Origin of the sequence: Emticicia sp. C21 (genome assembly GCF_003418935.1) — a bacterium.
Lineage (GTDB): Bacteria > Bacteroidota > Bacteroidia > Cytophagales > Spirosomataceae > Emticicia.
The window spans coordinates 738,828-761,972 of record NZ_QVMT01000001.1; the positions used below are offsets into that span (position 1 = coordinate 738,828).

A 23,145-nucleotide genomic window follows, 5' to 3' on the forward strand; every position below is an offset into this window, starting at 1 on the left:
CAGCCAACAATTTTTGTCCTCATTCAAAAGGTGCCCACCATATTGGTAACCTTTTCTGATGTCGCTTTAGTGCCTTGAACGTTGGCATGCTCTGAAATTACCTGCTGGTAACCATAGCCAATTGCTCTTTTAAAAAGGCTTCCGATACTCTCCTCAATCAAAAAGGTTCCTACCATAACTAGGCGTCCCCATTGGTAACCTTTTCTGAGGCCGTTTTAGTGGCTGGAATCTTGACACATACTGAAACCACCTGCTTTTTCTCTTCCTCCATGGCAATAGTTATTATTTGAATTGCAAAAGATAAATTTCCGACTTAAGCTTGTGTTTTCAAAGTGTTCAGGGAGGTTTTTGATAAAATCAAACTGCTGTGTTATTCTCCATGCTGCTGTCACCTCATCCCACCTAATGCATACCGTTTCTATTTGCTGTTATTTCAGAATAATATTGGACAGACTCCATATCAACTAACTCCGCCGGGTAAAAGCAGCTTAACATATTCAGTGAAAAAATCATGTGTTTTTATAATTTCAGAACCGGGACCATCTGAATTAAAAACATACACCGGAGGATTTTCCCCTTCATTATTTTTTATTAGAATAAAACACTCATCGCTCATAGCAATAATTATAAAACTATCTTCATATTGAGAAACCGAACCATAAGTCTCATTATAGCTGGCTAAGACTTTCTTAGAATACTCTTTTATAAATTTGTAGTTCCAATAACAAAAACCTTGTAAATAACCTGCATACGGTGCATGCTTGCCCATTTCAGATAGTAATTCTTTGTATGCTTCCGGGAAAGAGAAACCATAAAAGCTTTCCATCTCTTCAATTTCTTCTTTTGTACAACCAATATTACCCTCATATTGAATAGACCATCCGGGTATTTGTATTTCATTTAAGCATTTCATTTTGCAAATGTGTTTTTAGCCTGAGCAAAAATTTCAAGTTCAATATTTGGAAACATTTCCTTGAACTGATTTATTGTAAGATTATCTTTACAGACAATTATGTTGGTCAAAACCTTCAGGAAAAGTACCTGATACAATAAATCACCTCAATATACGCAAAGCCTAAAATTATTGTTGATTGGAATATAATAAGTAGACACTCTGCCATTCTACGCAGACAATTTCAAAAATCGCTATATAAAAAACAAGCCCCGCTATAAGCGGAGCCTTTCTATTTTTATTCTAAGCAAAATTAAACCTTAAAACATAATATTTTCTTCAACATAGAACCATGCTCCCCAAACACAGTCGCTGTCTCTGCTAATCTCTTTTTCGATAAACTAATATTGATTAGGGTTCTGATGAAGTGTGACAAAAATACGAATAATAAACATGCGAAACAAATAATTTCAGCGAAATTTCGCTATAAATTTTCAACCTATATAAAATTGAATTTTCACTCAGATTTCAGATAATATTTAAGATATTTCTTCAACAGATTTTTTCGCTTTTTTGACCCAAAATGTCGGCACAATTGAAGTTTTTTGCTGATAAATACATGTTTTTATATAAATTGTGCGTTACTTACGGTGAAATTCTGATTATTAAAGTCGAAAATCCCTTATTACGATTCATCTTAACTCTAAACCTAATGAGCGACAAAACATTATTTGGACACCCAAGGGGGTTGTTTGTATTATCTTTTACCGAAATGTGGGAGCGTTTTTCCTATTACGGAATGCGCGCCATCTTGCTACTATTTTTACTTGATAAAACCAGCGGTGGTATGGGCATGAAAGAAGGCGAAGGCGGTGCTACCTATGGCTTATACACTTTTTCGGTTTATTTATTATCATTACCCGGTGGTTGGTTGGCAGATAACGTTTTAGGACAACGAAAAGCCATATGGTATGGCGGTATCACTATCATGCTTGGGCATATCGTACTGGCGTTTCCATCTACTCAGGTAGTATTCTTTTTAGGTCTTGCTTTGGTGGCCATCGGTACTGGTTTGTTAAAACCAAATATCAGCTCTATCGTCAGTGAATTGTATCCTGAAGGCGGTGCAAGACGCGATGCAGCGTTTTCTATCTTCTATATGGGTATCAACGCGGGCTCTTTCTTAGGTATTACTATTGTTGGATATCTGGGTCAAAGAGTTGGCTGGCATTACGGTTTTGGAGCGGCGGCTGTGGCCATGTTTTTGGGCTTACTTAATTATCGTTTTTTTGCAACACCTTATCTGCAGGAAAAAGGTTTGTATCCTAAAGTAAATAAATCAGCAACCGGCGATAGCGCGCCTGTCAAAGTTCAGCCCCTTAGTTGGATTTTACTAGGTGCTTTAATTGTTTTTCTATTAGTAATGCAGTTTAACGGTACCTTTACCTGGGACAGCAAAAAAGGTGTGGCAACGTCTATGGGTGTTATTTGCGTAGCTGTAGTATTAATCTATTTCGCCAACCTCTTATTCGCCTCGGGTCTGACTAAAATTGAAATGAAAAGAGTGGTTATTCTCTTTATTCTTTTCTGGGGAGCCGTATTATTCTGGGCAGGTTTTGAGCAACAAGGTTCTTCTTTACAAATCTTTGCCGACCGTTATTCTGAATTACCATTTGGCATGCCATCAACCTGGTTTCAGAATTTCAATGCCTTTTTTATATTGCTTTTTGCTCCAATGGTAGGTGGAATCTGGGTATTTCTTGAAAGACGTAAAATAAATCCACCATTATTGGTAAAATTTGCTATTGCTTTGTTTTTAGTGGCTTTGGGCTATTATATTATGGTATTAGGTGCTAAAGTAGCCGTTCAGGGATTAAAAGCCTCAGCTTTAGTACTTACTTTTACTTACGTTTTCCATACGATTGGTGAGTTGTGCCTGAGTCCGGTAGGTTTAAGTGCCTATACCAAGCTGGCGCCGAAACAATTCTTAAGTCAACTCATGGGTGTTTGGTTTGTAGCCACTGCCCTTGGTAACCTGTTTGCTGGCTTATTTGCCGGAGGTTTCGACGAAGAGAATGTACAACAAATGCCTGATATGTTTATGAGTATCGTATGGTTCTGTCTGATTGTAGGCGCTGTTATACTGATATTGCAAAAGCCATTGAAAGAATGGACAGGCGGCATAAAATAAAATTCTTTGTAATTTCCAATAAATCCTTTTTTTTTGCATTGATTCTATAACATAGCGAGTAGTTTTCTATGTGATATTATCAATGCAAACCTATTAAAATGGCAAAATTCAGTACAAGTTCACGATCGGATATTTTCACGCACATTGGTATCATTATAGCTATCTTTTTGATACTTTTCTTTAGTTTTTTCTTTTTATATCTCCCCTGGAGCACCAATCATGGGCAGTCCATTACTGTTCCTGAACTGAAAGGTATGACGATGGAAGAGATGGAAAAGGCATTGGATGACCGTGACCTTGATTATGAAGTAAGTGACTGTACATTTGTGGCAGGAGCCAGACCTCTGACCATCGTTACACAATTCCCGAAAGCAGGATCGAGTGTAAAAGAGGGCCGCAAGGTTTATCTGACAATCGTGTCTGAAACTGCTCCGATGGTGAAAATACCTGATATTATTGGCCGCTCGGTTTCAAGTGCCAAAAATCAGTTATTGAGCAATGGTTTAGTAACCGGAGATCCGGAGTATATTGCTGCTTTAGAATCAAATTCTATTCTGAAAATAAAAGTTGACGGACGCGAAGTGAGTCCGGGTGCGCAGGTACCTAAGGGATCAAAAGTGACACTGGTAGTAGGCGACGGCTTAGGAGACCAGATGATTGAAGTACCTAACCTGGTGGGCATGGCAGCAGATGAAGCAGATATTCTGACATCAGGCCAGAATCTCTCATTGACAATTCATTATGTAGGGGCTGTAGAGGGCTCGGCTGACGGCACTATTGTCAGACAAAGACCCGCTGCGCAGGGAAATAAAATCCGAGTCGGAGACGTTATCGATGTAGACGTAGCAGGGACTGACCCGAATGCACCAAATTGATACCATGCCACAGGTTTACCATCCAAACAACGTGCAAAAGACTTTTTCCTATATGAATTTATATTCAGACAACAGACCTGTAATTATTTGCAGGTCTGTTATTTTATTGCTGCTGATTTCACTACAATCTGCTTATAGCCAGACCCTCCAATTACCTTTTTTTGATGATTTTTCCACAACTATTGGCCCAAAGCCGGATACCAGGTTGTGGATAAATGGGGGTGTTCATATCAATAATTCTTTCCCGATTAATCAGCCCAGTAAAAATGTAGCGACATTCGATGGAAGAAATGTTTCCGGATTGCCTTACGATTATGCCAATCAGCTGTCTTATGGCCGAACAGATTCATTAACCTCCAGACCTATCAATTTATCCACTTATAAACCTGCCGATTCGCTGTACTTAAGCTTTTTCTGGGAAGCCAAAGGGCTTGGTGAACTACCCGATGATGAAGATACATTGCTGGTCTCATTCCGAAACAGAAAAGGCGACTGGATACCTGCTTGGAAACAAAATGGTATCAGAAGTGATGTTTTTAAGCAGGAATTAGTAGCGATTAAGGATACTTCGTATTTCCATGCCAATTTTCAGTTCAGGTTTGAAGCCAAAGGCCGACAAACCGGGGCTTTTGATAACTGGCATTTAGACTATGTGTATCTGAACAAAAACAGAAACGCCAAAGATATTTATACCAAAGACATAGCCACGTCGAAGATTACCACGTCTTATCTGAAGCGCTATTCGGCTATGCCTATGCGACAGTTTAAGGTAAACCCGGTGGCTGAAGTAAATGATACTTTAAGGGCACAGATGTTTAATTTCCAGCCGGAGGGTAATTTTGTTCCTTATGCCTGGAAAATACAGGATATAGTTTCAGGAAAGGTTTATTATGATGCCCCCGCGCCTGTGTTCGGGAATTTACCTCCCGGAATTGTAGGATCAAGGCAATTGATTTTTCAGCCTATTACTGATTTTACTGCCAGTAAAGCCATTCTGAAATTCCAGTTCAGCGTCACTACATCAGACAATGTACAACCCAATTTACCGGGTTATAATCTTGCTTTAAATGATTCTGTTTCAACCTATACAATTCTGGATGATTACTATGCTTACGATGATGGCACAGCAGAAATAGGAGCAGATTTTGACCAGACATTGGGCAAAGTGGCTATACAATATGTATTGAGCAAACCTGATAGTATTGGGGCTATAAGATTCAATTTTAGCCCTTATTTCAATAACCCTTATCTGAAAGATACCTCTGTTTCGGGTGGGCAATATTTCTTATTGCAGATTTTAGAAAGCAATAAAGGTATACCGGGTAAAACCCTGTATCAGCAATCTATACGTGCGCAATATGGAAAAGTTATTGATAATTTTGTAGAATACCCCCTACTTGAAAACGTAGTTGTAAAAGACACTTTTTATGTGGCCTGGACAAAAATAACACAAGAAGTGATTGGGGTTGGAGTAGATAAAAATACCCCGCAATTTGCTAATAGGATATTCTATAATGATGGCAATAGCTGGATACGGAACACTTCCCTCAAAGGTAGCTTAATGGTAAGACCTGTAGTAGCAACCAAGCCCGCCGGTGGCGGCACGGGAGGCCCAGGCTCTGGTGGAGTAACCTCAACAGAAGAACCTTTCGGAGAGCCGTTGATAGTCTATCCAAATCCAACATCCGGCTTGCTTAGATGGAATGTAACAGGTATCAGACATATTAAGATTTTTGATATGGCAGGCAGAGAGGTATTATCTAAAAAAGTAGAGAGTCAAGAGCTGAATATTGCGAACCTGCCGGCTAACACTTATCTTGTGAACTTTTCTGACGGAAAAAAGAATTTAATTCATAAGATTGTGGTTATACATTAAGGACTACCAACAAATAATATATCCAAAAAACTAATATACTAATGGACAAAAATTATGACATTACTGCGGAGCAACTGAAAGAAATGCTTGACAGCGAACAACCGATTAATTTAATTGATGTACGCGAAGATTACGAATACGAAGATGATAATCTTGGCGCAAAACTGATACCATTAGGTGAAGTTCCTGACAGATTAGACGAATTGGAAGAGCTGAAAGGACAACCAATTTATATCCATTGCCGTAGTGGCGCACGTAGTGGCAGAGCCAAAGAGTTTCTTATCTCGAAAGGCTTTGAAGATGTGCATAATGTTTTGGGAGGCATATTGGCCTACCGTGAATTAGATAATTAATGATATGTTATCAGACTTTGGTATAGTCTTACTGGCACTTATTTTTGCTGCTGTTGCCCTGATGCTGGTTTTTGGCATTTCGTGGTTATTGCGGCCCAAAAAACCAACCATTGAAAAACTGACTACTTACGAGTCGGGTGAAGACCCTATTGGCAATGCCAATATCAGGTTCAATATCCGGTTTTATGTAGTTGCCCTGATTTTCATTTTGTTCGATGTGGAGCTGGTTTTTCTTTTTCCCTGGGCTACCGTTTTTGGTAACAAGGAATTTATTGAACAAACCAATGGGCAATGGGGCTGGTTTACACTGGTTGAAATGGTCATATTTATTGTAGTCTTAGCTTTAGGATTGGCCTATGTATGGGCTAAAGGGCATTTAGAATGGGTAAAACCTGAAATAAAAGCTTCTAAATTCAAAGGTAAGGTGCCAATGAGTATGTATGAGAATGTAAATAAAAAGTACGAAGAATTATGAATTTTGACTCACTTGAAAAGGATGTGCATATAAAGACGGGAGAAAGTGAGGTTATTCTTACGACTCTCGACGAAATGGCTAATTGGGCACGAGCCAATTCAATCTGGCCTATGGGCTTCGGTCTGGCTTGCTGTGCCATCGAAATGATGGCTACATTTGCTTCTTCTTATGATCTGGAGCGTTTCGGGGTTTTTCCGAGAAACTCACCTCGTCAGTCTGACTTAATGATTATCTCGGGTACGGTTACTTTCAAAATGGCGGACAGAATCAGCCGTTTGTATGAGCAGATGCCTGACCCGAAATACGTTATCTCAATGGGAAGTTGCTCTAATTGTGGCGGCCCCTATTGGGAACATGGCTATCATGTAGTGAAAGGCGTAGACAGAATTATTCCTGTGGACGTATATGTACCCGGCTGTCCTCCCCGACCAGAAGCGTTGATTGGTGGTATCCTGAAATTACAGGAGAAAATCAAAACGCAGAAGCTGGCAGATTTGAAAAACTAAAGACAAAGCAGATAATTATAAGGCGTGGCATATGTCACGCCTTTTGTTTTAGTTCCTATCCTCGCAACAACATTAAGAAAAATAGTATATTGCGAAGTATTTCCAAGCACTATACAATCTTAAGGTTTTAATGAGAACTATTATTTATGCCATAACTATCAGCTTTCTCTGTTTTCTTGCTTCCTGCTCTAAAAGTGGCACCAAGGCCCTTGAAAGAGGAAAATTCTATGATGCTGTGCTACAATCGACAGAGAAATTAAGAAAAGACAGCGATAACAGCAAAGCTGCTGCTGTATTACCGGAAGCCTATCGCAATGCCCAGAATGAATTTTTAAGAGATATTGAACGAACCAGAAATGCCAACCAGCAATTCAGATGGGAAGCAGTGCTGGATTATTATTCTAAACTGAATAATATGCAGAATGCTATCGATAAATGCATGGCCTGCCGCAGATTGGTGAACGCACAGAGTTATTTCAGAGAAGAGGATGAAGCCCGTGAAAATGCAGCCGCAGAGCGATATGCTCTAGGTAATGATTTGATGAGGTCACGCGCGGGTACTTTGCCCAATCGGGAATCGGCGAGAGCAGCTTATGGCCATTTTGAGCGAATTGCCTCTTTTGCACCCAATTATAAAGATGTACAGAATCGATTGGAAGATGCCCTGAACGCAGGCTCTTATCATGTAGTGCTTGAGCAACCTAAAGTTAATTCGCGTTTATTTCAATACAGCAACGAGTATTTTCAGGGCAAGATTGATGAATTTCTGCGCACTAACAGGCGCATGAATAAGTTTGTAAGATTCTATTCTCCACAAGAAGCCAGATCTGCTAAACTAAACCCGGATCAGGTTGTGAGGTTGGAATTTATAGACTTTGTAGTAGGTGAAACCAATGTAACCAACGACCGGATGTCTGTAATAAGCAAAGACAGCGTGAAGACGGGGGAAGTGGTTGTTGGTGGTAAAAAAGTACCTGTCTATGGCAAAGTAAAAGCCAATATTGTTCGTTCTCACAAAGCTGTTCGTTCACGAGGTATTTTATCGTTAGAGATATTTGATTATCAGACCAACAGAGTACTTTTAAGAGAAGAGATTCCGGGAGAGTTTGTATGGGTGAATGACTGGCTGACCTATAATGGTGATGAAAGAGCTTTAAGCGTAGCAGATAAAGCCCTGGCTCAACGCCGTGAAGAGCTTCCTCCGTCGCCTCAGCAACTATTTATAGAATTTACCAAACCTATTTACGACCAGGTTACGAACCGAATCAAACGGTTTTATGATAGATATTAAGTAATTGTTTTAAAGCAAGAAAGAGATTTTTAGCCGCTCCATATGGGGTGGCTTTTTTATTTGCTTTACTTGAATTTGTACAAGACTTATAAAATTTTGATATCTAGTATTTTAATTTTAGATTAATCTAAAAATTTATTTAGCAACATTTTGAAATATAATTTTATTGTTCTAATTTTGAATCATCCGCACGAAGAATTTAAAATTAGGGCAATATGAGAAGATTATTTATTACTATTATTTATATAACAATTTACGGATTACTACCTGCTTTGGCAGGAGAAATAAAGGGGACGATTGTCTCCAAGGATAAGCCCGTCAGTTTTGCAAGTGTTGTGATTGCCAATACCACTATCGGTACACAAGCCAATGAGGAAGGAAAGTTTATTATTGTTAATGCACCGAATGGTCAGCAAACGGTACAGGTCACAAGTGTGGGATATAAGACCAAATTGGTGACTGTTAATATATCAGCAGAGAAATCTACTAATCTGCTGATTGAAATAGAAGAAGAAAATGCACAGTTGAATGAGGTGGTGGTAACAGGTACGATGAAAGAAACCACTATTAATGAGTCTCCTGCGCCAATTCAGATTTTGAATCCCACATTCTTCAGAAAGAATCCTACCCCCAATCTCTTTGAATCGCTTTCAATGGTGAATGGTGTGCGTCCGCAATTGAATTGCAATGTGTGTAGTACGGGCGATATTCATATAAATGGTATGGAAGGGCCTTATACAATGGTGTTGATAGATGGTATGCCTATAGTTTCTGCTCTCTCAACCGTTTATGGCTTAAGTGGGATACCCAATTCGATGGTGGAACGAATTGAGGTAATGAAAGGCCCGGCCTCAACCCTCTATGGCTCAGAAGCGGTAGGTGGATTAATCAATGTCATTACCAAAAACCCAAATAAAGCCCCTAAATTCAACTTTGACTGGAATACCACTTCTTACTTAGAGAATAATTTTGATGCAAGCGTAAAGGCTAAAATCGGGAATGCTCAGGCGCTATTTTCAGGTAATTACTTTGTATTTGGCAATAGAGTTGATATTAATAACGACAATTTTACTGATATTACACTTCAAAACAGGGTTTCACTCTTCAATAAATGGTCTTTTCAACGTCCGCAAAATCGTGTTTTTAATCTTGCTGCGCGCTATGTTTATGAAGACCGTTTCGGTGGAGAAATGCAATGGCAAAGACGTAACAGAGGTGGCGATGAACTATATGGAGAATCTATCTTTACCAAACGTTGGGAATTATTAGGCAATTATCAATTGCCTTTTGAGAATGAGAAAGTTACTTTCAATTTCTCAATCAATCAGCACAATCAGAACTCTGTCTATGGGGTCACACGTTATCTCGCTGTGCAACGCATTGCTTTCGGACAATTGTTGTGGGATAAAAAGCTGGCAAAAAATCACGATGCGCTCTTTGGTGCTACCATCCGTAATACCTATTATGATGATAGTACCCCTATTACCCAAACAGTTGATTTAAAAAACACGCCTGACCGTATCTGGTTACCGGGAGTATTTGTACAGGATGAAATCAGCGCAGGTACTAAAAACAAGATATTACTAGGCTTACGTTACGATTATAATTCTAAACACGGCGGTATCTTTACCCCACGCTTAAACTGGAAGTTTTCACCCGACAAAGACAATATCTTTCGCTTTAGTTTAGGCAATGGGTATCGGGTTGTGAATCTATTTTCTGAAGACCATGCGGCGCTGACAGGTTCACGCAAAGTAGTAATCAAAAACGCTTTAAAGCCAGAAAAGTCTTACAATGCCAATCTTGATTACCAGAAGTTCTTTACGTTTGCAAAAGGCTATGGTAATATTCAGTTCAATGCTTTCTATACCTATTTCTCCAATAAAATCATAGCTGATTACGACCAGGATCCTGAATTGGTAGTATATGATAACCTGAAAGGCCACGGGATTTCTAAAGGTATTGCTTTTAATAGCGAATTTGCCTTTACCTCCGGCTTAAAAGCTTTTATTGGAGGTACATTGATGGAAGTATATAGAGTAGAAAGTAAAGAGTTAAGAATTAATCAGATACAGACGCCTAATTTCACAGGTAATTATGCCATCAGCTATTCGTTTGAGAAAGCCCAGTTAAGTTTTGATTTAACGGGTAATGTTTATAGCCCAATGCGCTTGCCAGTAGTTAGAGAATATGGTGATACCCGCCCTGAATATTCACCCTGGTTCGGCATCCACAATATTCAGGCTACCAAACGTTTCAAAAACGGATTACAAATCTATGGTGGTGTAAAGAACTTCGCCAACTTTCTGCCTAAATATCCTATTTTCAGAGCCGATGCGCCTTTCAGTGAACAATTTGACCCTAGTTATAACTATGCACCTATGCAGCGAATCAGAGGTTTTATTGGGGCAAGATTGAATATTTTTTAATTGAAGAATTATGTAAATAACGGATTTAAATATCCGACTATAAATATATCATCCCTACGGGATATTCGTTTTTAATGGTAAAATATTTTCTACCGATATACCGTCCCTACGGGACTAAAGAAATATTCGGTATATCTATATCCCGTAGGGATGCTATATCGGTAGTAAATAATTTAATTTGAAGGTTCAAAGTCCCGTAGGGACGATATATTAAATACACTCTTAGTGATTTCTAAACACTAATATTATTTATGAGTAGAATCGTTTTTTCTAAAGAAAAGGTGAGAACTTTACCGCTAAACTCACCTATCTCTCTCAATGAAAAAACTCACAACACTTGTCTTGGCATTACTATCTTATTTAAGTTCTAAAGCCCAGAAATCTAATTTTGAGCCTGATTTTTCTTCACCTAAAGCCATAGCAGGCATGAAGCTCATCTGGAACGATGAGTTTAATGCCAACGGCAAACCTGACCCACAATACTGGCGCTACGAAAAAGGCTTCGTCAGAAATCAGGAAACACAATGGTATCAATCTGATAATGCCACAATTAAAGACGGAGTACTTCTAATTGAGGGCAGAAAAGAAGCCATCAAAAACCCAAACTACGAAGCAGGAAGCACTGATTGGCGTAAAAATCGCGAATATTCTGAATATACCTCATCTAGCATCCAGACCAGAGGTTTGAAACAATTTCAATTCGGATGTGTAGAAGTAAGAGCGCGTATCGATACCGCCACGGGCTCATGGCCTGCCATCTGGACATTAGGTGTAACTAAACCCTGGCCCTCGAATGGTGAAATTGATATCATGGAGTTTTACAGAGTAAAAGGTGAGCCTACCATTTTAGCCAACACGGCTTGGGGTACAGAAACGCCATACAAAGCTAAATGGGACGACCTCAAAATGCCCTTAACCCATTTCACAGCCAAAGATAAAGACTGGGTAAAGAAATTCCATATCTGGCGAATGGATTGGGACAAAGATAAAATCAATCTGTATTTAGATGATGAATTGCTGAATACTACTTCCCTCAGTGAAACCCTTAACGCTGATGGAAGCAATGGATTTTTACAGGAACATTACCTACTGTTGAATCTGGCAATAGGCGGTGTAAATGGCGGAAAAGCAGTCAATAACCTGATAAAATATGAAGTAGATTATGTAAGGGTTTATCAGGCTCTATAGATTTCAGATCATTAAAACATATAGAAAAAGCATTAAAAAAGGTGCACATCAACTGCGCACCTTTTCTTTTTCCGCTCTCCTTTCTCCAATAATTATACCTTATAACTTCTATGAGCATCTAATTTCAGGAAGATAAACAGCAATATAGTAAACGACCATAATGATGACCCCCCATAGCTCAGGAATGGCAATGGGATACCGATAACAGGCATCAGGCCGATAGTCATACCAATGTTTACCAATAAGTGGAAAAACAGAATAGAGGCCACACAATAGCCGTAAATACGGGCAAATTTGCTCCGCTGCTTTTCAGCCAGATTGATAATCCGATTGAGTAAAGCTGCAAAAATCAATATCACAATCAAGCTACCTAAAAAGCCCCACTCTTCACCTACCGTACAGAAAATAAAGTCAGTCGATTGCTCAGGCACAAAGTCAAATTTGGTTTGCGTTCCCTGTAAATACCCTTTACCGATAGCTCCACCCGAACTAATGGCAATTCTTGATTGAGTTACGTTCCAACCTGCACCCAAAGGATCAGAATCAGGATTCACTAATACCTGAATACGTTTTTGTTGGTGCGGTTGTAATACTTTATTGATAAAAAAGTCAGTTCCAAATACAAATACAGAAGCAATAACAAATACGGCAATGAGCCTGAACATATTTTGTTGCGTTCGCTCATAGCGTTTCAGGAAGAAATACCAGAACAAACCACAAAGTATCAATATAGCTGCAATAATATATAGCTTAGGGAAAAACAGTGTAAATACAAATAAGATAGCTAAGGCAATACCCAGAGCAGGATAAATGCCCGGCAAACCCTCTCGGTAAAATACTGCTACAAAGGCCGCAAAAGTAAGAGCAGACCCTGTTTCTTTTTGAAGAATGATAATAACCGGTGGTAAAAACACCATTACTCCGGCCACAAACGCATCGCGGAATCGGGAGATATTTACGTTTTGAGTACTCAAATACCTGGCTAGAGCTAATGCCGTAAAAACCTTTGAGAACTCGGCTGGCTGAAGCGAGAAAGTACCTATCTTAATCCACGAGCGCGAACCTTTAATTTCAGTTGCCAGAAATATAGTACCTACCAATATCAGAATAATGAGCCCGTAAAAGATATAGGCAAACGAGTCGTAGACCTTATAATCGACAAATAGAATAATCAGAATCAATAAAAACGAAGCACAAATAAATATCAACTGTCTGCCTGCATTGTGCGATAGCGAAACAATCTCTATCGGATTCTCCGGGTTATAGACTGCCGCATAAATGTTTAACCAGCCAAAAAACACGAGGGCTGCGTAAAGCCATACGGTTGTCCAGTCAATTCCTTCTCTGATATCAATGTCACGTGCCATATTACTTGGTGCTTTTTGCTGCTATAAGGTTTTCTTTCGGTGTTATAAATTCTACTTTTACTGATTTCGGAGCTTCTTTTTTCGGACTTTCCGGCGCTTTTACAGGTCTGGCTGGTTCTGCTGGTTTATTCACAGTCGGTTCATAACCTTTTGCTGCCATTGCTTCCACTGTTTTAATGCTTGTATTCATTATCCTTTCTTTCAATGCCAGACGCTCCACTTTTCGTTTCAGGTATTTTTCAATCATCAATGTGGCAATTGGTGCGGCATAAGTTCCGCCGAATCCTGCATTCTGAACCATTACGGCAATGGCAATTTTAGGATTTTCGCGTGGGGCAAAAGCAATAAAAATCGAGTTATCTTTTCCATGCTTATTTTGGGAAGTACCCGTTTTTCCGCAGATAGAGATACCCTCTACAATTCCGGCACCGCCACCTACTGTTCCCCGTTCAACGGCATCCTGCATCCCCCCGATAATCGACTCAAAATGGATAGGATCAATCTCTGTCTGATGTACTTCTTTCAATGAGGCATTAATCCCCTGGGAATTTTGTCCGATACCTTTTACCAGATGCGGTGTGATCCAATGACCTCTATTGGCAATAGTTGCCGCAAGGTTAGCCATTTTCAGCATATTAATAGAAACCTCTCCCTCACCAATACTCAATGAGTAAATATTAGAGAACTTCCATTGGTGTTTCCCATAGCGTTTGTCATAATATTTCACACTTGGTAATAATCCGGCTGATTCTGATGGTAGATCAACTCCCAGTTTTTGTCCGTAGCCAAACTTAGCAGTCATTTCATGCCATTTGGTAAGCATGATTGGTGCTTCTTTAAAAGGGTTCGTTTCACTTCCTAAAGACATGGTCTTACGAAAAACATTATAAAAATAGGGATTACACGAGAATCGAACCGCATTATGCAAATCGTTAGGCGCCCCCGGATGGCTATGACATTTAACAGGCGCACCACCTAACGGAAATGCCGTTGAGGGTTCAATAGCCCCTAATTGCAAAGCCACTAACGCCTGAACCAGCTTAAAAGTAGAACCCGGACGAAAGAAACCTGTAGCCACACGGTCGTTTAAAGGTTTGTCAGGATTCTTATAAAGTTCTTTAAAGTTTTTGGCGAATTGTTTACCTGATAAAGCATTTGGGTCATAGTAGGGATAGGAACCCATCGCTAAAATTTCGCCTGTTTTTGGTTCAATAGCTACAGCACAACCCGTTTTACCCTGAAAAAGGCTATCGGCCAATTGCTGCACTTCAACATCAACTGTAGTATACAGGTTTTTCCCGATTACAGCCAGGGTATCAAATTCACCATTCGCATACGAGCCTTTATCTTCTGCTTTTACATTTACCATTGTAAATTTCACCCCTCTTGTGCCTCGCAACTCTGATTCATATTGTTTCTCTAATCCTGTAATACCCACATAATCGCCTCTTCTATAATATTCAATGGTCTGTTCTTCGTAGGCTTTTTTGCTAATTTCACCAATATAACCCAAGGCATTAGCCATTGTTCGGGCCGGATACGTACGAAAGAAAGATAATTCAAAGGTAAAACCCGGAAAATGTACCATCGCATCAGATACTCTTGCATAGTCTTCTTTCGATAATTGCCTTAAAAACAAAGAAGCTCTGTTGCGTGAATAAGTTTTGGCAACAGTCATAGTACTATCGAAGTAGTTTCTCGTAATGCCAAACAAACTGCAAAACATAGTGGTATCTATATTTTTCACTTTGTAGGGTGTTACATACATATCGTAAACATCCACATTGGCTACCAGAAGCTTGCCATTGCGGTCGTATATCTGTCCTCTTAAAGGTACCTGAATTTCCTTTTTGATCGCATTAGTTGAGCCTAATGCCTGGTATTGATCATCAATCACTTGCAGATACAGCAGCCTTAGGAGATAAACTCCACAAACAATAAAAAAGAAGCTTAGGATAATCTGTTTACGGTCCTGGAACATACAAAATAGGATAACACGAAGGTCGATTTTGCGGCTGTAACTTTCGTTTAACAAAGTTCTTGAAAAAACAAGACAAAAACATATTTATTGTCAAGAAAAAGATGATTTTTTTACGAAATGTTATTTATTGGAATAAGATTGGAAATATTCTAAGGATTTATGCGATTTTTGCAATAGAATTAGAAAAATGGACGAAAAATGATTTATAATCTCACAGATTTAGAAGAGATTGCGAAGAAAATAATCAGGCAGGCAGGTGATAAAACTATCTGGATTTTTGCTGGAGAAATGGGGGCTGGAAAGACGACCATGATTAAAGCTATCTGTAAAGAACTGGGGGTTTTAAGTGCTGTACAAAGCCCTACTTTTTCGATTGTGAATGAGTATTTGACAGTTGCCGGAGATACGATTTATCACTTTGATTTTTATCGTTTAAAACGAGAATCTGAGGCACTTGATTTTGGTATCGAAGAATATTTTGACTCAGGTAATATCTGCCTGCTAGAATGGGCAGAAAAAGTAGAATCTCTTTTGCCTGAAAATTGTTATACTATTCAGATAGAAGTTATTGATGAAAATAGCCGAAATTTGAGTTTAAATTAATCCATAGCCAAGCAGTTAACATAAACGCACTAACCTATGACAGGTCAATCTGTTTCTGAACTAGCACGCCAGTCTGTACTTACTCCGCAAGAATCTCCGGAATTAGTCAAAAAAGGCAAAAAAAGCCTTTTTATTGGTCTACCAAGAGAGATTTCCTTACAAGAGAGCAGAATTGCGCTGACTCCCGAAGCCGTAAGTTTATTGGTGCGGAATGGGCATGAGGTAATGATTGAGAAAGGTGCAGGAGAGGGAGCCAAGTTTTCAGACAACGATTACAGCGAGGCCGGAGCAAAAATTGCTTATTCGCCGGAAGAAGTTTTTGAGGCCGATCTGATCCTGAAAATAGAACCATTGGTAGAAAAAGAAATCAGTTATCTGAAAAACGACCAGACGGTTATTTCAACGCTCAATATCCCTAATCTTGACAGGAAATACTTTGAGCGGTTGAATGAAAAGAAAGTCACGGGCATTGGTTTTGAATTGATACAGGATAAAGTAGGTGGCCTGCCCATTATCAGAGCCATGAGCGAAATAGCCGGAAACACCGTTATGTTGGTAGCAGCCGAATTGTTGAGTAGTGTACATAACGGACGAGGCATTATTTTAGGTGGAATCACAGGCGTTCCCCCTACTAAGGTAGTGATTTTAGGAGCAGGAACAGTTGGAGAATACGCTGCCAGAGCCGCTCATGCGCTTGGGGCAGAAATAAAGGTTTTCGACCAGCATATTTATCGCCTGCAACGGATTAAATATACTATAGGACAGCAGATTTATACCTCTATTATTGATTCTGAAACCCTTACCAACGAATTGGCAAGAGCCGACGTAGTAATTGGGGCGATGCGGGCTGAAGATGGATTAACTCCAATGGTAGTAACAGAAGAGATGGTATCGCGCATGAAGAAAAATTCTATCATTATAGATGTTTCAATTGACCAGGGCGGTTGCTTTGAAACCTCAGAAATGACGACCCATAAGCAGCCAACATTTCAGAAATATGGGGTAACGCATTACTGTGTCCCTAATATTGCTTCTCGCGTAGCGCATACGGCCAGTATTGCTCTGAGCAATGTATTCACCCCATTTTTATTAAAAACCGGTGCAGTTGGGGGCATTGAGGAAATGATTTTTGCCAAACAATGGTTTACTAAAGGTGTATATAGCTACAAAGGGAGCTTAACCAACCTCCCGATAGCTCAAAGATTTAACTTAAGATATAAAGACCTAGGGTTATTGATAGCGGCGAGGCTGTAGAATATATTTAGTGAATGAGCGATTGAGTGATTAGGCTAATCGCGAATTAGTGAATGGTGAATTGAAGATGATTTACTATTAATTTATTTGCTAATTCACAAATTCGCCATTCATAATTAATTAATCACTCAATCGCTCATTCACTAATTCACTCAATAAATTAGGACATGATCAATCATTCAAACGAAAATACAATTTTAGATGATGCTAATTCGCCGGAATTAGACAAGAAGATAATGGGTCGGGTTTCAGAAGACTTTGTGATTGTAGCCGACCATCTGAAAGAAGCATCTTACCAGATAAGAAAACGCGGATTTTCCGAGAATCCTATATTTGTTCTTACCAAAACACCTGTGGAAGTAGGCCAGTTACTATTCAGTCGTGCCGATTTCAAAACCCAATTCGATTACAAGGCTTCGTTTCTCGATGAATTTGTTCAACGCAAACTGATTGGGGAAGAGTCAATTGAACTGTTTAAAGAAAACTACAAAAACCCGGAAGAATATAGCTGTCTGTTCGTAATCGAAAACGAATTTGCCGGGTTTGTATTTGTACCTTATCCTGAAGACTAATCTTCTCAGAAAACAATATTATCAATCAGCCGGACGCCTCCTAAAAATGCGGCAATACAAATGGCTGTTTTACCGGGTGTATTGGCTTGCGTGATAGTTTCTAAGGAGTCAAAATCTGCTATTTCGAGGTATTCCAATTCAAATTCAGGATAGTTTTTGAAATATTCAGCAGCGAAAGCTTGGGTCTTGACGGATGATTCTCCACTTTGTAATTTTTCCTTGGCTAATACTAGTAATTTATGAATATGTGGGGCTAAAGCACGAGCTTCGACTGATAAACGTGTATTACGTGAAGACATCGCCAGGCCATCGGCTTCCCGTAAGGTTGGGCAAGGGATAATCTCCAGATCAAAACTTAAATCACTCACCATCTGGCGGATAACGGCCACCTGTTGCAGGTCTTTGAGTCCGAAATAGGCTTTATCAGGCTTAACCATATGAAAGAGTTTTGATACTACAATACCTACTCCATTGAAGTGACCGGGGCGGAACTTGCCCTCCATTACTGTTTCTAAAGTACCAAAGTCGAATTTAAGTTTAGGTAATACCGCATACATTTCTTCAGCAGACGGAGCAAATACTACATCACATTGTGCGGCTTCCAACATCTCGCAGTCCTTTTCTAAGGTACGAGGGTACTTTTTCAAATCTTCAGGATTATTGAATTGCGTGGGATTGACGAAAATACTGCAAACGGTCAGGTCATTTTCCTTTTTTGAAGATTCAATCAAAGAAATATGGCCTGAGTGTAAAGCCCCCATCGTTGGCACAAAACCAATAGTTTTGCCTGCTTTCTGTTGAGTTTTAAGATAATATTGCGTTTCGGCGATGGTATTGAATAGCTGCATTCTACTTTTTGAGTTTCGTTCTGATTCGGGCTGAGGCGTCAAAATTAGCAAATTCAGATTATTTCTTTACCAACATTTTCAATAAGTCGGCAGTAATTGGCTTTGAAATATATCCGATGATAATCGAATACTGTTTAGCTTTCTCTTTATCAACCGGATTAGCCGACGAAGAGAGAATTACTACCTTGGTAGTCGGAAAATGCGGTAACAAATTATTTACAAATTCATCCAGAAACTCCCAGCCGTTCATAACAGGCATGTTCAGATCCAGAAAAATGAGTCCCGGATAATCTGCTTTTTTCTCAGCTGTATCGTTTAGTAAATCATTGTAATACTGTAGCGCTTCTTTGCCATTCATAGCGGTTACTACTTCTTTGGCGAAAGAGGCTTTTTCTATTACCATCTTAATAAGCATCAACGTGGTTGAGTCATCATCAATGCAAAGAAGTTTTTTTATCATCTCGGATTTTGAATTTTAGAATGAATTTAGTGCCAATCTCAACGGTGCTTTCAACATCTATACTCCCCCCCAGGCTTTCGAGTTGCGAACGTATTAAATATAACCCCATACCTTTACTATTGGGTCTGTCATGAAATTTCTGATATAAGCCAAACATTTTCTCCCGATGTCTTTCTAAATCTACTCCAATGCCATTGTCTTCAAAAGTTAACACAACACAGTCTCCCTGGTTTTTTGTGCTGACATTTATTTTCAATGGCCTTGCATAAGACCTATACTTAATGGCATTGGTGAGTAAATTCAGTAAGATGCTTTCTAAATACGTTTCATTAAAAAATACTGATGGAGCACTTTTAAAATGCGTTTCTATTATAGCCCCCGACTCAACTATCAGATTTTCTACCTGGGTCATTACCTGATTCATTATTTTCGTGAACCAAATATTCTTCAGGTCAATCGAATCACTATCTCTGATGATCAGAATCTTTACCAGATCATTGATGGTATCATTTAATAAATGAGTTGATGTTTTAAACCCTTGAATAATCTGACTCATCATCGGATTTTCGATAGGCATATCATCTATTATATTCAGAAGCCCAATCAGATTTGATAAAGGAGCTTTGAAATTGTGCGAGGTAATATAGGAGAAATGCCGCAGGTCTTCATTACTACTGTTTAAATCTTTAATCAGTTGCTCACGTTCAATTTCTATATTCTTCCGCTCTGTTACATCCCTCTGTATGGCTATCCAATGTGTAAATACACCTGTGCTATCAGCCATTGGTGCCACCGACATATTTATCCAGAATTCTTCCCCGTTCTTTTTATAATTTATTAACTCTATCTCGCAACTTTCCCTATTTTCAAAGGCAGTTCTTAATTTTTCTAACTCCTCCTGGCCGGTGTTCTTTCCATTCAAAAATCCCGGATTTTTACCAATCACCTCTTCTCTGCTATACCCAGTCATTTTTGTAAAAGCATCATTTATATAGAGTATGGCCGGCCCAGGGTCGCCAGGGGGTTTTGCATCGGTAATCATAACGGCATCATTGGCATTGGTAATGACTGACTCCAAAAGCCTTAATCGGTTTTCTTCTTCTTTCTGCCGGGTAATATCCTGCATAGCGCCTATAATCCTGACAGGATTATGGTCTCTGTCTACTACTATAAAGCCTCTGTCTAAAACATATTTATAAGACCCATCCATGCAGCGAAACCGATACTCAATCTGAATAATTGGTTGCTTTTTTTCAAAAACATCGTTTAGCGTATCAGTTACTTTCTTTAAATCGTCAGGATGGATACTTGCTTTCCACCAATCCTGCACATTATCGACGTGCAGATAATCTAATGAATAGCCGAAAACCTTGGTGATGCCCTTATTGTAGGTAATACGATCTCTGATAATATCCAGATCCCAGATGGTATCACTGGTGGCTTTCATCACAATATCATAGCGTTCTTTAGCTTGTTTTACTTTTTCGCTTGCCTCTCTGTTTTCGAGTAATACCCCTACCAGATTGGCTGCACGTTCAATAAAACTGATTTCATGGGGTTTGGGCGATTTCTTGTTTAAATAATAGGTGGCAAAACTTCCTATTACCTCTCCATCGCTCTTTTTAATCGGGATTGACCAACATGCATTGAAATGATGCTCTTCTGCCAGATGTCGATAATTATCCCACAAAGGGTCTTGCTCTATATCAGTTACAATCACAGGTTTGCCCAAAAACATGGCTGTGCCACATGAACCAGTTGCCGGGCCAATCTCTAAGCCATCAATAGATACGATATATTTAGCAGGGATAGCATCTCCCGCTATTTGATGTAATGTTTTACCATCTTTCAGCTGCACTATTGAACAGAGCGAGTGCGGAATAAGATCTTCAATTTCATCAATCAGTTTTTCTAAAATATCATCCAGCGAAATACCGGCAGTAGCATTCAGAGCATAAATACCTTTTTCAATCGCCAGAATACTCTCCTGATATTTGCGGGTAGTAATGTCTTGCATGGCACCTAAAATACGGACAGGCTCATTATTCTCATATATAATAAATGCTCTGTCGTGTACATAAGCATATTCGCCATCAGCCTTCAGAAAACGGTACTCTGTTGAACATTGCGCAGTTGAATTGGCTATAGCTTCGTCAAGAGTCCTTAAAGCATGTGCTTTATCTTCCGGATGCAAATGTTTTTCCCAGAAATTCTTATCCAGATATTCATTCACAAAAGGATACCCAAAAAGTTTCTGATACCCATTGCCGGATATAAAGGTTCTTCCGGCTCTTATGTCATAATCCCAGACAGCATCACTGGTTGCCTGAGCAACAACCTCGTATCGCTCATTGGTTTGTCTGAGCATGGTTTCATACTCTATCCGCTTACCTATATCTCTCGAATTCGTCACTATTCCCTCTATAGCGGGGTCGGTCAGCATATTAGTAATAGTAGTCTCCAACCATATCCAATGGCCCTTGCCATGCATAAAGCGGTAAGGTGCTATACTAACACTCTTATGAAAATTAAGCCCATTCGTTGTTTTCCTGATTCGCTCTAAATCATCTTCATAGATAAAATCATATACATTTTTGTATAAAAGTGCCGCAGGTTCATACCCAACAATGGCTTCATGATTAGGACTTACATACCTGAAGTTTCCATCTTTATCAATAATAGTTATGAGATCGGCTCCGTCTTGCACGAGTGCTCTGAATCGCTGTTCACTTATTTTCAGCGCATTTTCTACTTCTAGTTTTTCTGTTATATCTGTTGCTAGTATCAAACGACATTTTTTTCCGGCAAATTCAATGACGTTTCCCTCAATTTCTACATAAATCAGTTCGCCGCTTTTTTTCACATGCCGCCAGATTTTTCTACTGGTTTTTCCTTTACTTCTGATTTCCTGAATGGTTTCAATTAACTCAGGGATACTCTCTTTAGGCCGAATCTGCAGGATATTCATTTTAAGAAATTCCTCTTTCGAGTAGCCATAAAAATCAACTGTTGCCTGATTAACATCTAAAAATTGTAACGTACTGATTTCGTACACCCACATAGGCACGGGATTCATATGAAAAAGCTCTTTGTATCTTTTTTCAGAGTCCGTTAAAGAGATATTTATCTTTCGCCGTTCGATACTATACAATGTACTCTTGGTAAGTAATGAGGCGCTCAGTTCATCTTTCAGCAGATAATCAGCCACTCCCAATGATAAACTCCGGATTCCGAAATCCTTGTCTGCATAGCCTGTCAATACAATCACAGGTATTTGCTGGGCAACGGTTAATACTTCTTTTACTAATGTTTCGCCATCTCCATCAGGTAAAGAGAGGTCGAGCAGGATAATATCGAAAGGAGTGCTTGTCAGTAATTTTGCTTTTAAGTCAACTAAAGTTTTGGCATGAAAGAGACAATGCGGAAACGCTGCTTCTGACAGATATTCTTCTATCAGGAAATAGTCTCCGGGGTTATCTTCTACAATCAGAATATTTAATTGCTTCGTAAAAACTGACATTAAAGTGCCTTTTTAATTATTTAAAGCCTTAGGCAACGTAACAATAGAAATCCAGAAATGTTCAATAGATGTCACTACTTTCAGGAAATCGCTTGCATCAATAGGTTTAGTAATATAACAATTTACATAATTTTTATAGGATTGATAAATGTCTCTCTCTGATGAAGAAGTAGTAAGCATAATCACAGGTATATGCTTCAGGCTTTCATTAGATTTCACGGCTATCAATACTTCATGCCCATTCATTTTGGGCAAATTCACATCTAATAATATTAGATCAGGCATGCGGGCAGAGGCATAATTTCCTTTTTTTTCTAAAAACTGCATAGCTTCCCAGCCATCTCTTACAGTACTTAGCTGATTGGCAATTTTGCTTTCCTGCAATGCCTCTGTCGTCAAAAAAATATCTCCTTCATTGTCTTCAACTAATAATATATGTACAGGTTCCATAAATTATGATAGAG

General features: G+C 39.2%; 20 protein-coding genes. 12 read left to right on the forward strand and 8 right to left on the reverse strand.

What is annotated here, in order from left to right; all coding sequences use genetic code 11:
* Positions 1-23: 23 nt before the first annotated feature.
* A complete protein-coding gene (locus D0T08_RS27515) occupies positions 24-176 on the reverse strand; it encodes a hypothetical protein (RefSeq protein ID WP_158561182.1) in 153 nt (50 codons plus the stop codon).
* Positions 177-460: 284 nt separating this feature from the next.
* Entirely contained in the window at positions 461-913 is a 453-nt protein-coding gene (locus D0T08_RS03050; protein WP_116981085.1) for an SMI1/KNR4 family protein, read from the reverse strand.
* Between the two features lie 691 nt (positions 914-1,604).
* Here D0T08_RS03050 and D0T08_RS03055 point away from each other — a divergent pair.
* From D0T08_RS03055 to D0T08_RS03095, 9 genes are all read left to right on the forward strand, one after another.
* Positions 1,605-3,083: a peptide MFS transporter gene (locus D0T08_RS03055; RefSeq protein ID WP_116981490.1), complete on the forward strand. Its 1,479-nt coding sequence runs from the start codon at positions 1,605-1,607 to the stop codon at positions 3,081-3,083.
* Positions 3,084-3,181: 98 nt separating this feature from the next.
* Entirely contained in the window at positions 3,182-3,958 is a 777-nt protein-coding gene (locus D0T08_RS03060) for a PASTA domain-containing protein (protein ID WP_116981086.1), read from the forward strand.
* Positions 3,959-4,010: 52 nt separating this feature from the next.
* Positions 4,011-5,834, forward strand: a complete 1,824-nt coding sequence (locus D0T08_RS03065) for a T9SS type A sorting domain-containing protein (RefSeq protein ID WP_158561183.1) — start codon at positions 4,011-4,013, stop codon at positions 5,832-5,834.
* A 41-nt stretch (positions 5,835-5,875) separates the two neighbouring features.
* Complete coding sequence (locus tag D0T08_RS03070) at positions 5,876-6,187, forward strand: rhodanese-like domain-containing protein (protein ID WP_116981088.1); 312 nt, start codon at positions 5,876-5,878, stop codon at positions 6,185-6,187.
* A 4-nt stretch (positions 6,188-6,191) separates the two neighbouring features.
* Positions 6,192-6,662 carry an NADH-quinone oxidoreductase subunit A gene (locus tag D0T08_RS03075; protein WP_116981089.1) on the forward strand — a complete coding sequence of 157 codons (471 nt, stop codon included), beginning with the start codon at positions 6,192-6,194 and terminating at the stop codon, positions 6,660-6,662.
* Positions 6,659-7,168, forward strand: coding sequence for an NADH-quinone oxidoreductase subunit B (locus D0T08_RS03080; RefSeq protein WP_116981090.1), 510 nt, complete (start codon positions 6,659-6,661; stop codon positions 7,166-7,168). Before D0T08_RS03075 ends, D0T08_RS03080 begins: the two co-directional genes overlap by 4 nt.
* A gap of 130 nt (positions 7,169-7,298) precedes the next feature.
* Entirely contained in the window at positions 7,299-8,459 is a 1,161-nt protein-coding gene (locus D0T08_RS03085) for a hypothetical protein (RefSeq protein ID WP_116981091.1), read from the forward strand.
* A gap of 215 nt (positions 8,460-8,674) precedes the next feature.
* Positions 8,675-10,888: a TonB-dependent receptor gene (locus tag D0T08_RS03090; protein ID WP_116981092.1), complete on the forward strand. Its 2,214-nt coding sequence runs from the start codon at positions 8,675-8,677 to the stop codon at positions 10,886-10,888.
* Positions 10,889-11,206: 318 nt separating this feature from the next.
* Positions 11,207-12,076: a family 16 glycosylhydrolase gene (locus D0T08_RS03095; protein ID WP_116981093.1), complete on the forward strand. Its 870-nt coding sequence runs from the start codon at positions 11,207-11,209 to the stop codon at positions 12,074-12,076.
* A gap of 92 nt (positions 12,077-12,168) precedes the next feature.
* On the opposite strand, the gene rodA is transcribed toward D0T08_RS03095, so the two are convergent.
* A complete protein-coding gene (gene rodA / locus D0T08_RS03100) occupies positions 12,169-13,443 on the reverse strand; it encodes a rod shape-determining protein RodA (RefSeq protein WP_116981094.1) in 1,275 nt (424 codons plus the stop codon).
* Position 13,444: 1 nt separating this feature from the next.
* On the reverse strand, positions 13,445-15,424 hold the full coding sequence (locus D0T08_RS03105) for a penicillin-binding transpeptidase domain-containing protein (protein ID WP_116981095.1): 1,980 nt from the start codon (positions 15,422-15,424) through the stop codon (positions 13,445-13,447).
* A 198-nt stretch (positions 15,425-15,622) separates the two neighbouring features.
* Here D0T08_RS03105 and tsaE point away from each other — a divergent pair, with 198 nt between their 5' ends.
* The 3 genes from tsaE to D0T08_RS03120 all read left to right on the forward strand — a co-directional run bounded on the left by tsaE (position 15,623) and on the right by D0T08_RS03120 (position 17,853).
* Positions 15,623-16,027 (forward strand): tRNA (adenosine(37)-N6)-threonylcarbamoyltransferase complex ATPase subunit type 1 TsaE, encoded by a 405-nt coding sequence (gene tsaE / locus D0T08_RS03110; RefSeq protein ID WP_116981096.1) that lies wholly within the window; start codon positions 15,623-15,625, stop codon positions 16,025-16,027.
* Positions 16,028-16,063: 36 nt separating this feature from the next.
* A complete protein-coding gene (locus D0T08_RS03115) occupies positions 16,064-17,281 on the forward strand; it encodes an alanine dehydrogenase (protein ID WP_116981097.1) in 1,218 nt (405 codons plus the stop codon).
* Between the two features lie 167 nt (positions 17,282-17,448).
* Positions 17,449-17,853, forward strand: a complete 405-nt coding sequence (locus D0T08_RS03120) for a hypothetical protein (protein WP_116981098.1) — start codon at positions 17,449-17,451, stop codon at positions 17,851-17,853.
* A gap of 5 nt (positions 17,854-17,858) precedes the next feature.
* On the opposite strand, the gene panC is transcribed toward D0T08_RS03120, so the two are convergent.
* Genes panC through D0T08_RS03140 form a run of 4 tightly spaced genes read right to left on the reverse strand, consistent with a single transcriptional unit; the run spans position 17,859 to position 23,131 of the window.
* Complete coding sequence (gene panC / locus D0T08_RS03125; RefSeq protein ID WP_116981491.1) at positions 17,859-18,701, reverse strand: pantoate--beta-alanine ligase; 843 nt, start codon at positions 18,699-18,701, stop codon at positions 17,859-17,861.
* A gap of 58 nt (positions 18,702-18,759) precedes the next feature.
* On the reverse strand, positions 18,760-19,161 hold the full coding sequence (locus tag D0T08_RS03130) for a response regulator (protein ID WP_116981099.1): 402 nt from the start codon (positions 19,159-19,161) through the stop codon (positions 18,760-18,762).
* Positions 19,136-22,681, reverse strand: coding sequence for a PAS domain S-box protein (locus D0T08_RS03135; protein ID WP_116981100.1), 3,546 nt, complete (start codon positions 22,679-22,681; stop codon positions 19,136-19,138). Before D0T08_RS03135 ends, D0T08_RS03130 begins: the two co-directional genes overlap by 26 nt.
* A 12-nt stretch (positions 22,682-22,693) precedes the next feature.
* Entirely contained in the window at positions 22,694-23,131 is a 438-nt protein-coding gene (locus D0T08_RS03140) for a response regulator (RefSeq protein WP_116981101.1), read from the reverse strand.
* Between the last annotated feature and the right edge of the window lie 14 nt (positions 23,132-23,145).

Excerpts from the sequence above, each read along its gene's own strand:
- D0T08_RS27515 (WP_158561182.1), bottom strand. The coding sequence starts at position 176 with ATGGTAGGAACCTTTTTGATTGAGGAGAGTATCGGAAGCCTTTTTAAA.
- D0T08_RS03050 (WP_116981085.1), bottom strand. The coding sequence starts at position 913 with ATGAAATGCTTAAATGAAATACAAATACCCGGATGGTCTATTCAATAT.
- D0T08_RS03055 (WP_116981490.1), top strand. The coding sequence starts at position 1,605 with ATGAGCGACAAAACATTATTTGGACACCCAAGGGGGTTGTTTGTATTA.
- D0T08_RS03060 (WP_116981086.1), top strand. The coding sequence starts at position 3,182 with ATGGCAAAATTCAGTACAAGTTCACGATCGGATATTTTCACGCACATT.
- D0T08_RS03065 (WP_158561183.1), top strand. The coding sequence starts at position 4,011 with ATGAATTTATATTCAGACAACAGACCTGTAATTATTTGCAGGTCTGTT.
- D0T08_RS03070 (WP_116981088.1), top strand. The coding sequence starts at position 5,876 with ATGGACAAAAATTATGACATTACTGCGGAGCAACTGAAAGAAATGCTT.
- D0T08_RS03075 (WP_116981089.1), top strand. The coding sequence starts at position 6,192 with ATGTTATCAGACTTTGGTATAGTCTTACTGGCACTTATTTTTGCTGCT.
- D0T08_RS03080 (WP_116981090.1), top strand. The coding sequence starts at position 6,659 with ATGAATTTTGACTCACTTGAAAAGGATGTGCATATAAAGACGGGAGAA.
- D0T08_RS03085 (WP_116981091.1), top strand. The coding sequence starts at position 7,299 with ATGAGAACTATTATTTATGCCATAACTATCAGCTTTCTCTGTTTTCTT.
- D0T08_RS03090 (WP_116981092.1), top strand. The coding sequence starts at position 8,675 with ATGAGAAGATTATTTATTACTATTATTTATATAACAATTTACGGATTA.
- D0T08_RS03095 (WP_116981093.1), top strand. The coding sequence starts at position 11,207 with ATGAAAAAACTCACAACACTTGTCTTGGCATTACTATCTTATTTAAGT.
- rodA (WP_116981094.1), bottom strand. The coding sequence starts at position 13,443 with ATGGCACGTGACATTGATATCAGAGAAGGAATTGACTGGACAACCGTA.
- D0T08_RS03105 (WP_116981095.1), bottom strand. The coding sequence starts at position 15,424 with ATGTTCCAGGACCGTAAACAGATTATCCTAAGCTTCTTTTTTATTGTT.
- tsaE (WP_116981096.1), top strand. The coding sequence starts at position 15,623 with ATGATTTATAATCTCACAGATTTAGAAGAGATTGCGAAGAAAATAATC.
- D0T08_RS03115 (WP_116981097.1), top strand. The coding sequence starts at position 16,064 with ATGACAGGTCAATCTGTTTCTGAACTAGCACGCCAGTCTGTACTTACT.
- D0T08_RS03120 (WP_116981098.1), top strand. The coding sequence starts at position 17,449 with ATGATCAATCATTCAAACGAAAATACAATTTTAGATGATGCTAATTCG.
- panC (WP_116981491.1), bottom strand. The coding sequence starts at position 18,701 with ATGCAGCTATTCAATACCATCGCCGAAACGCAATATTATCTTAAAACT.
- D0T08_RS03130 (WP_116981099.1), bottom strand. The coding sequence starts at position 19,161 with ATGATAAAAAAACTTCTTTGCATTGATGATGACTCAACCACGTTGATG.
- D0T08_RS03135 (WP_116981100.1), bottom strand. The coding sequence starts at position 22,681 with ATGTCAGTTTTTACGAAGCAATTAAATATTCTGATTGTAGAAGATAAC.
- D0T08_RS03140 (WP_116981101.1), bottom strand. The coding sequence starts at position 23,131 with ATGGAACCTGTACATATATTATTAGTTGAAGACAATGAAGGAGATATT.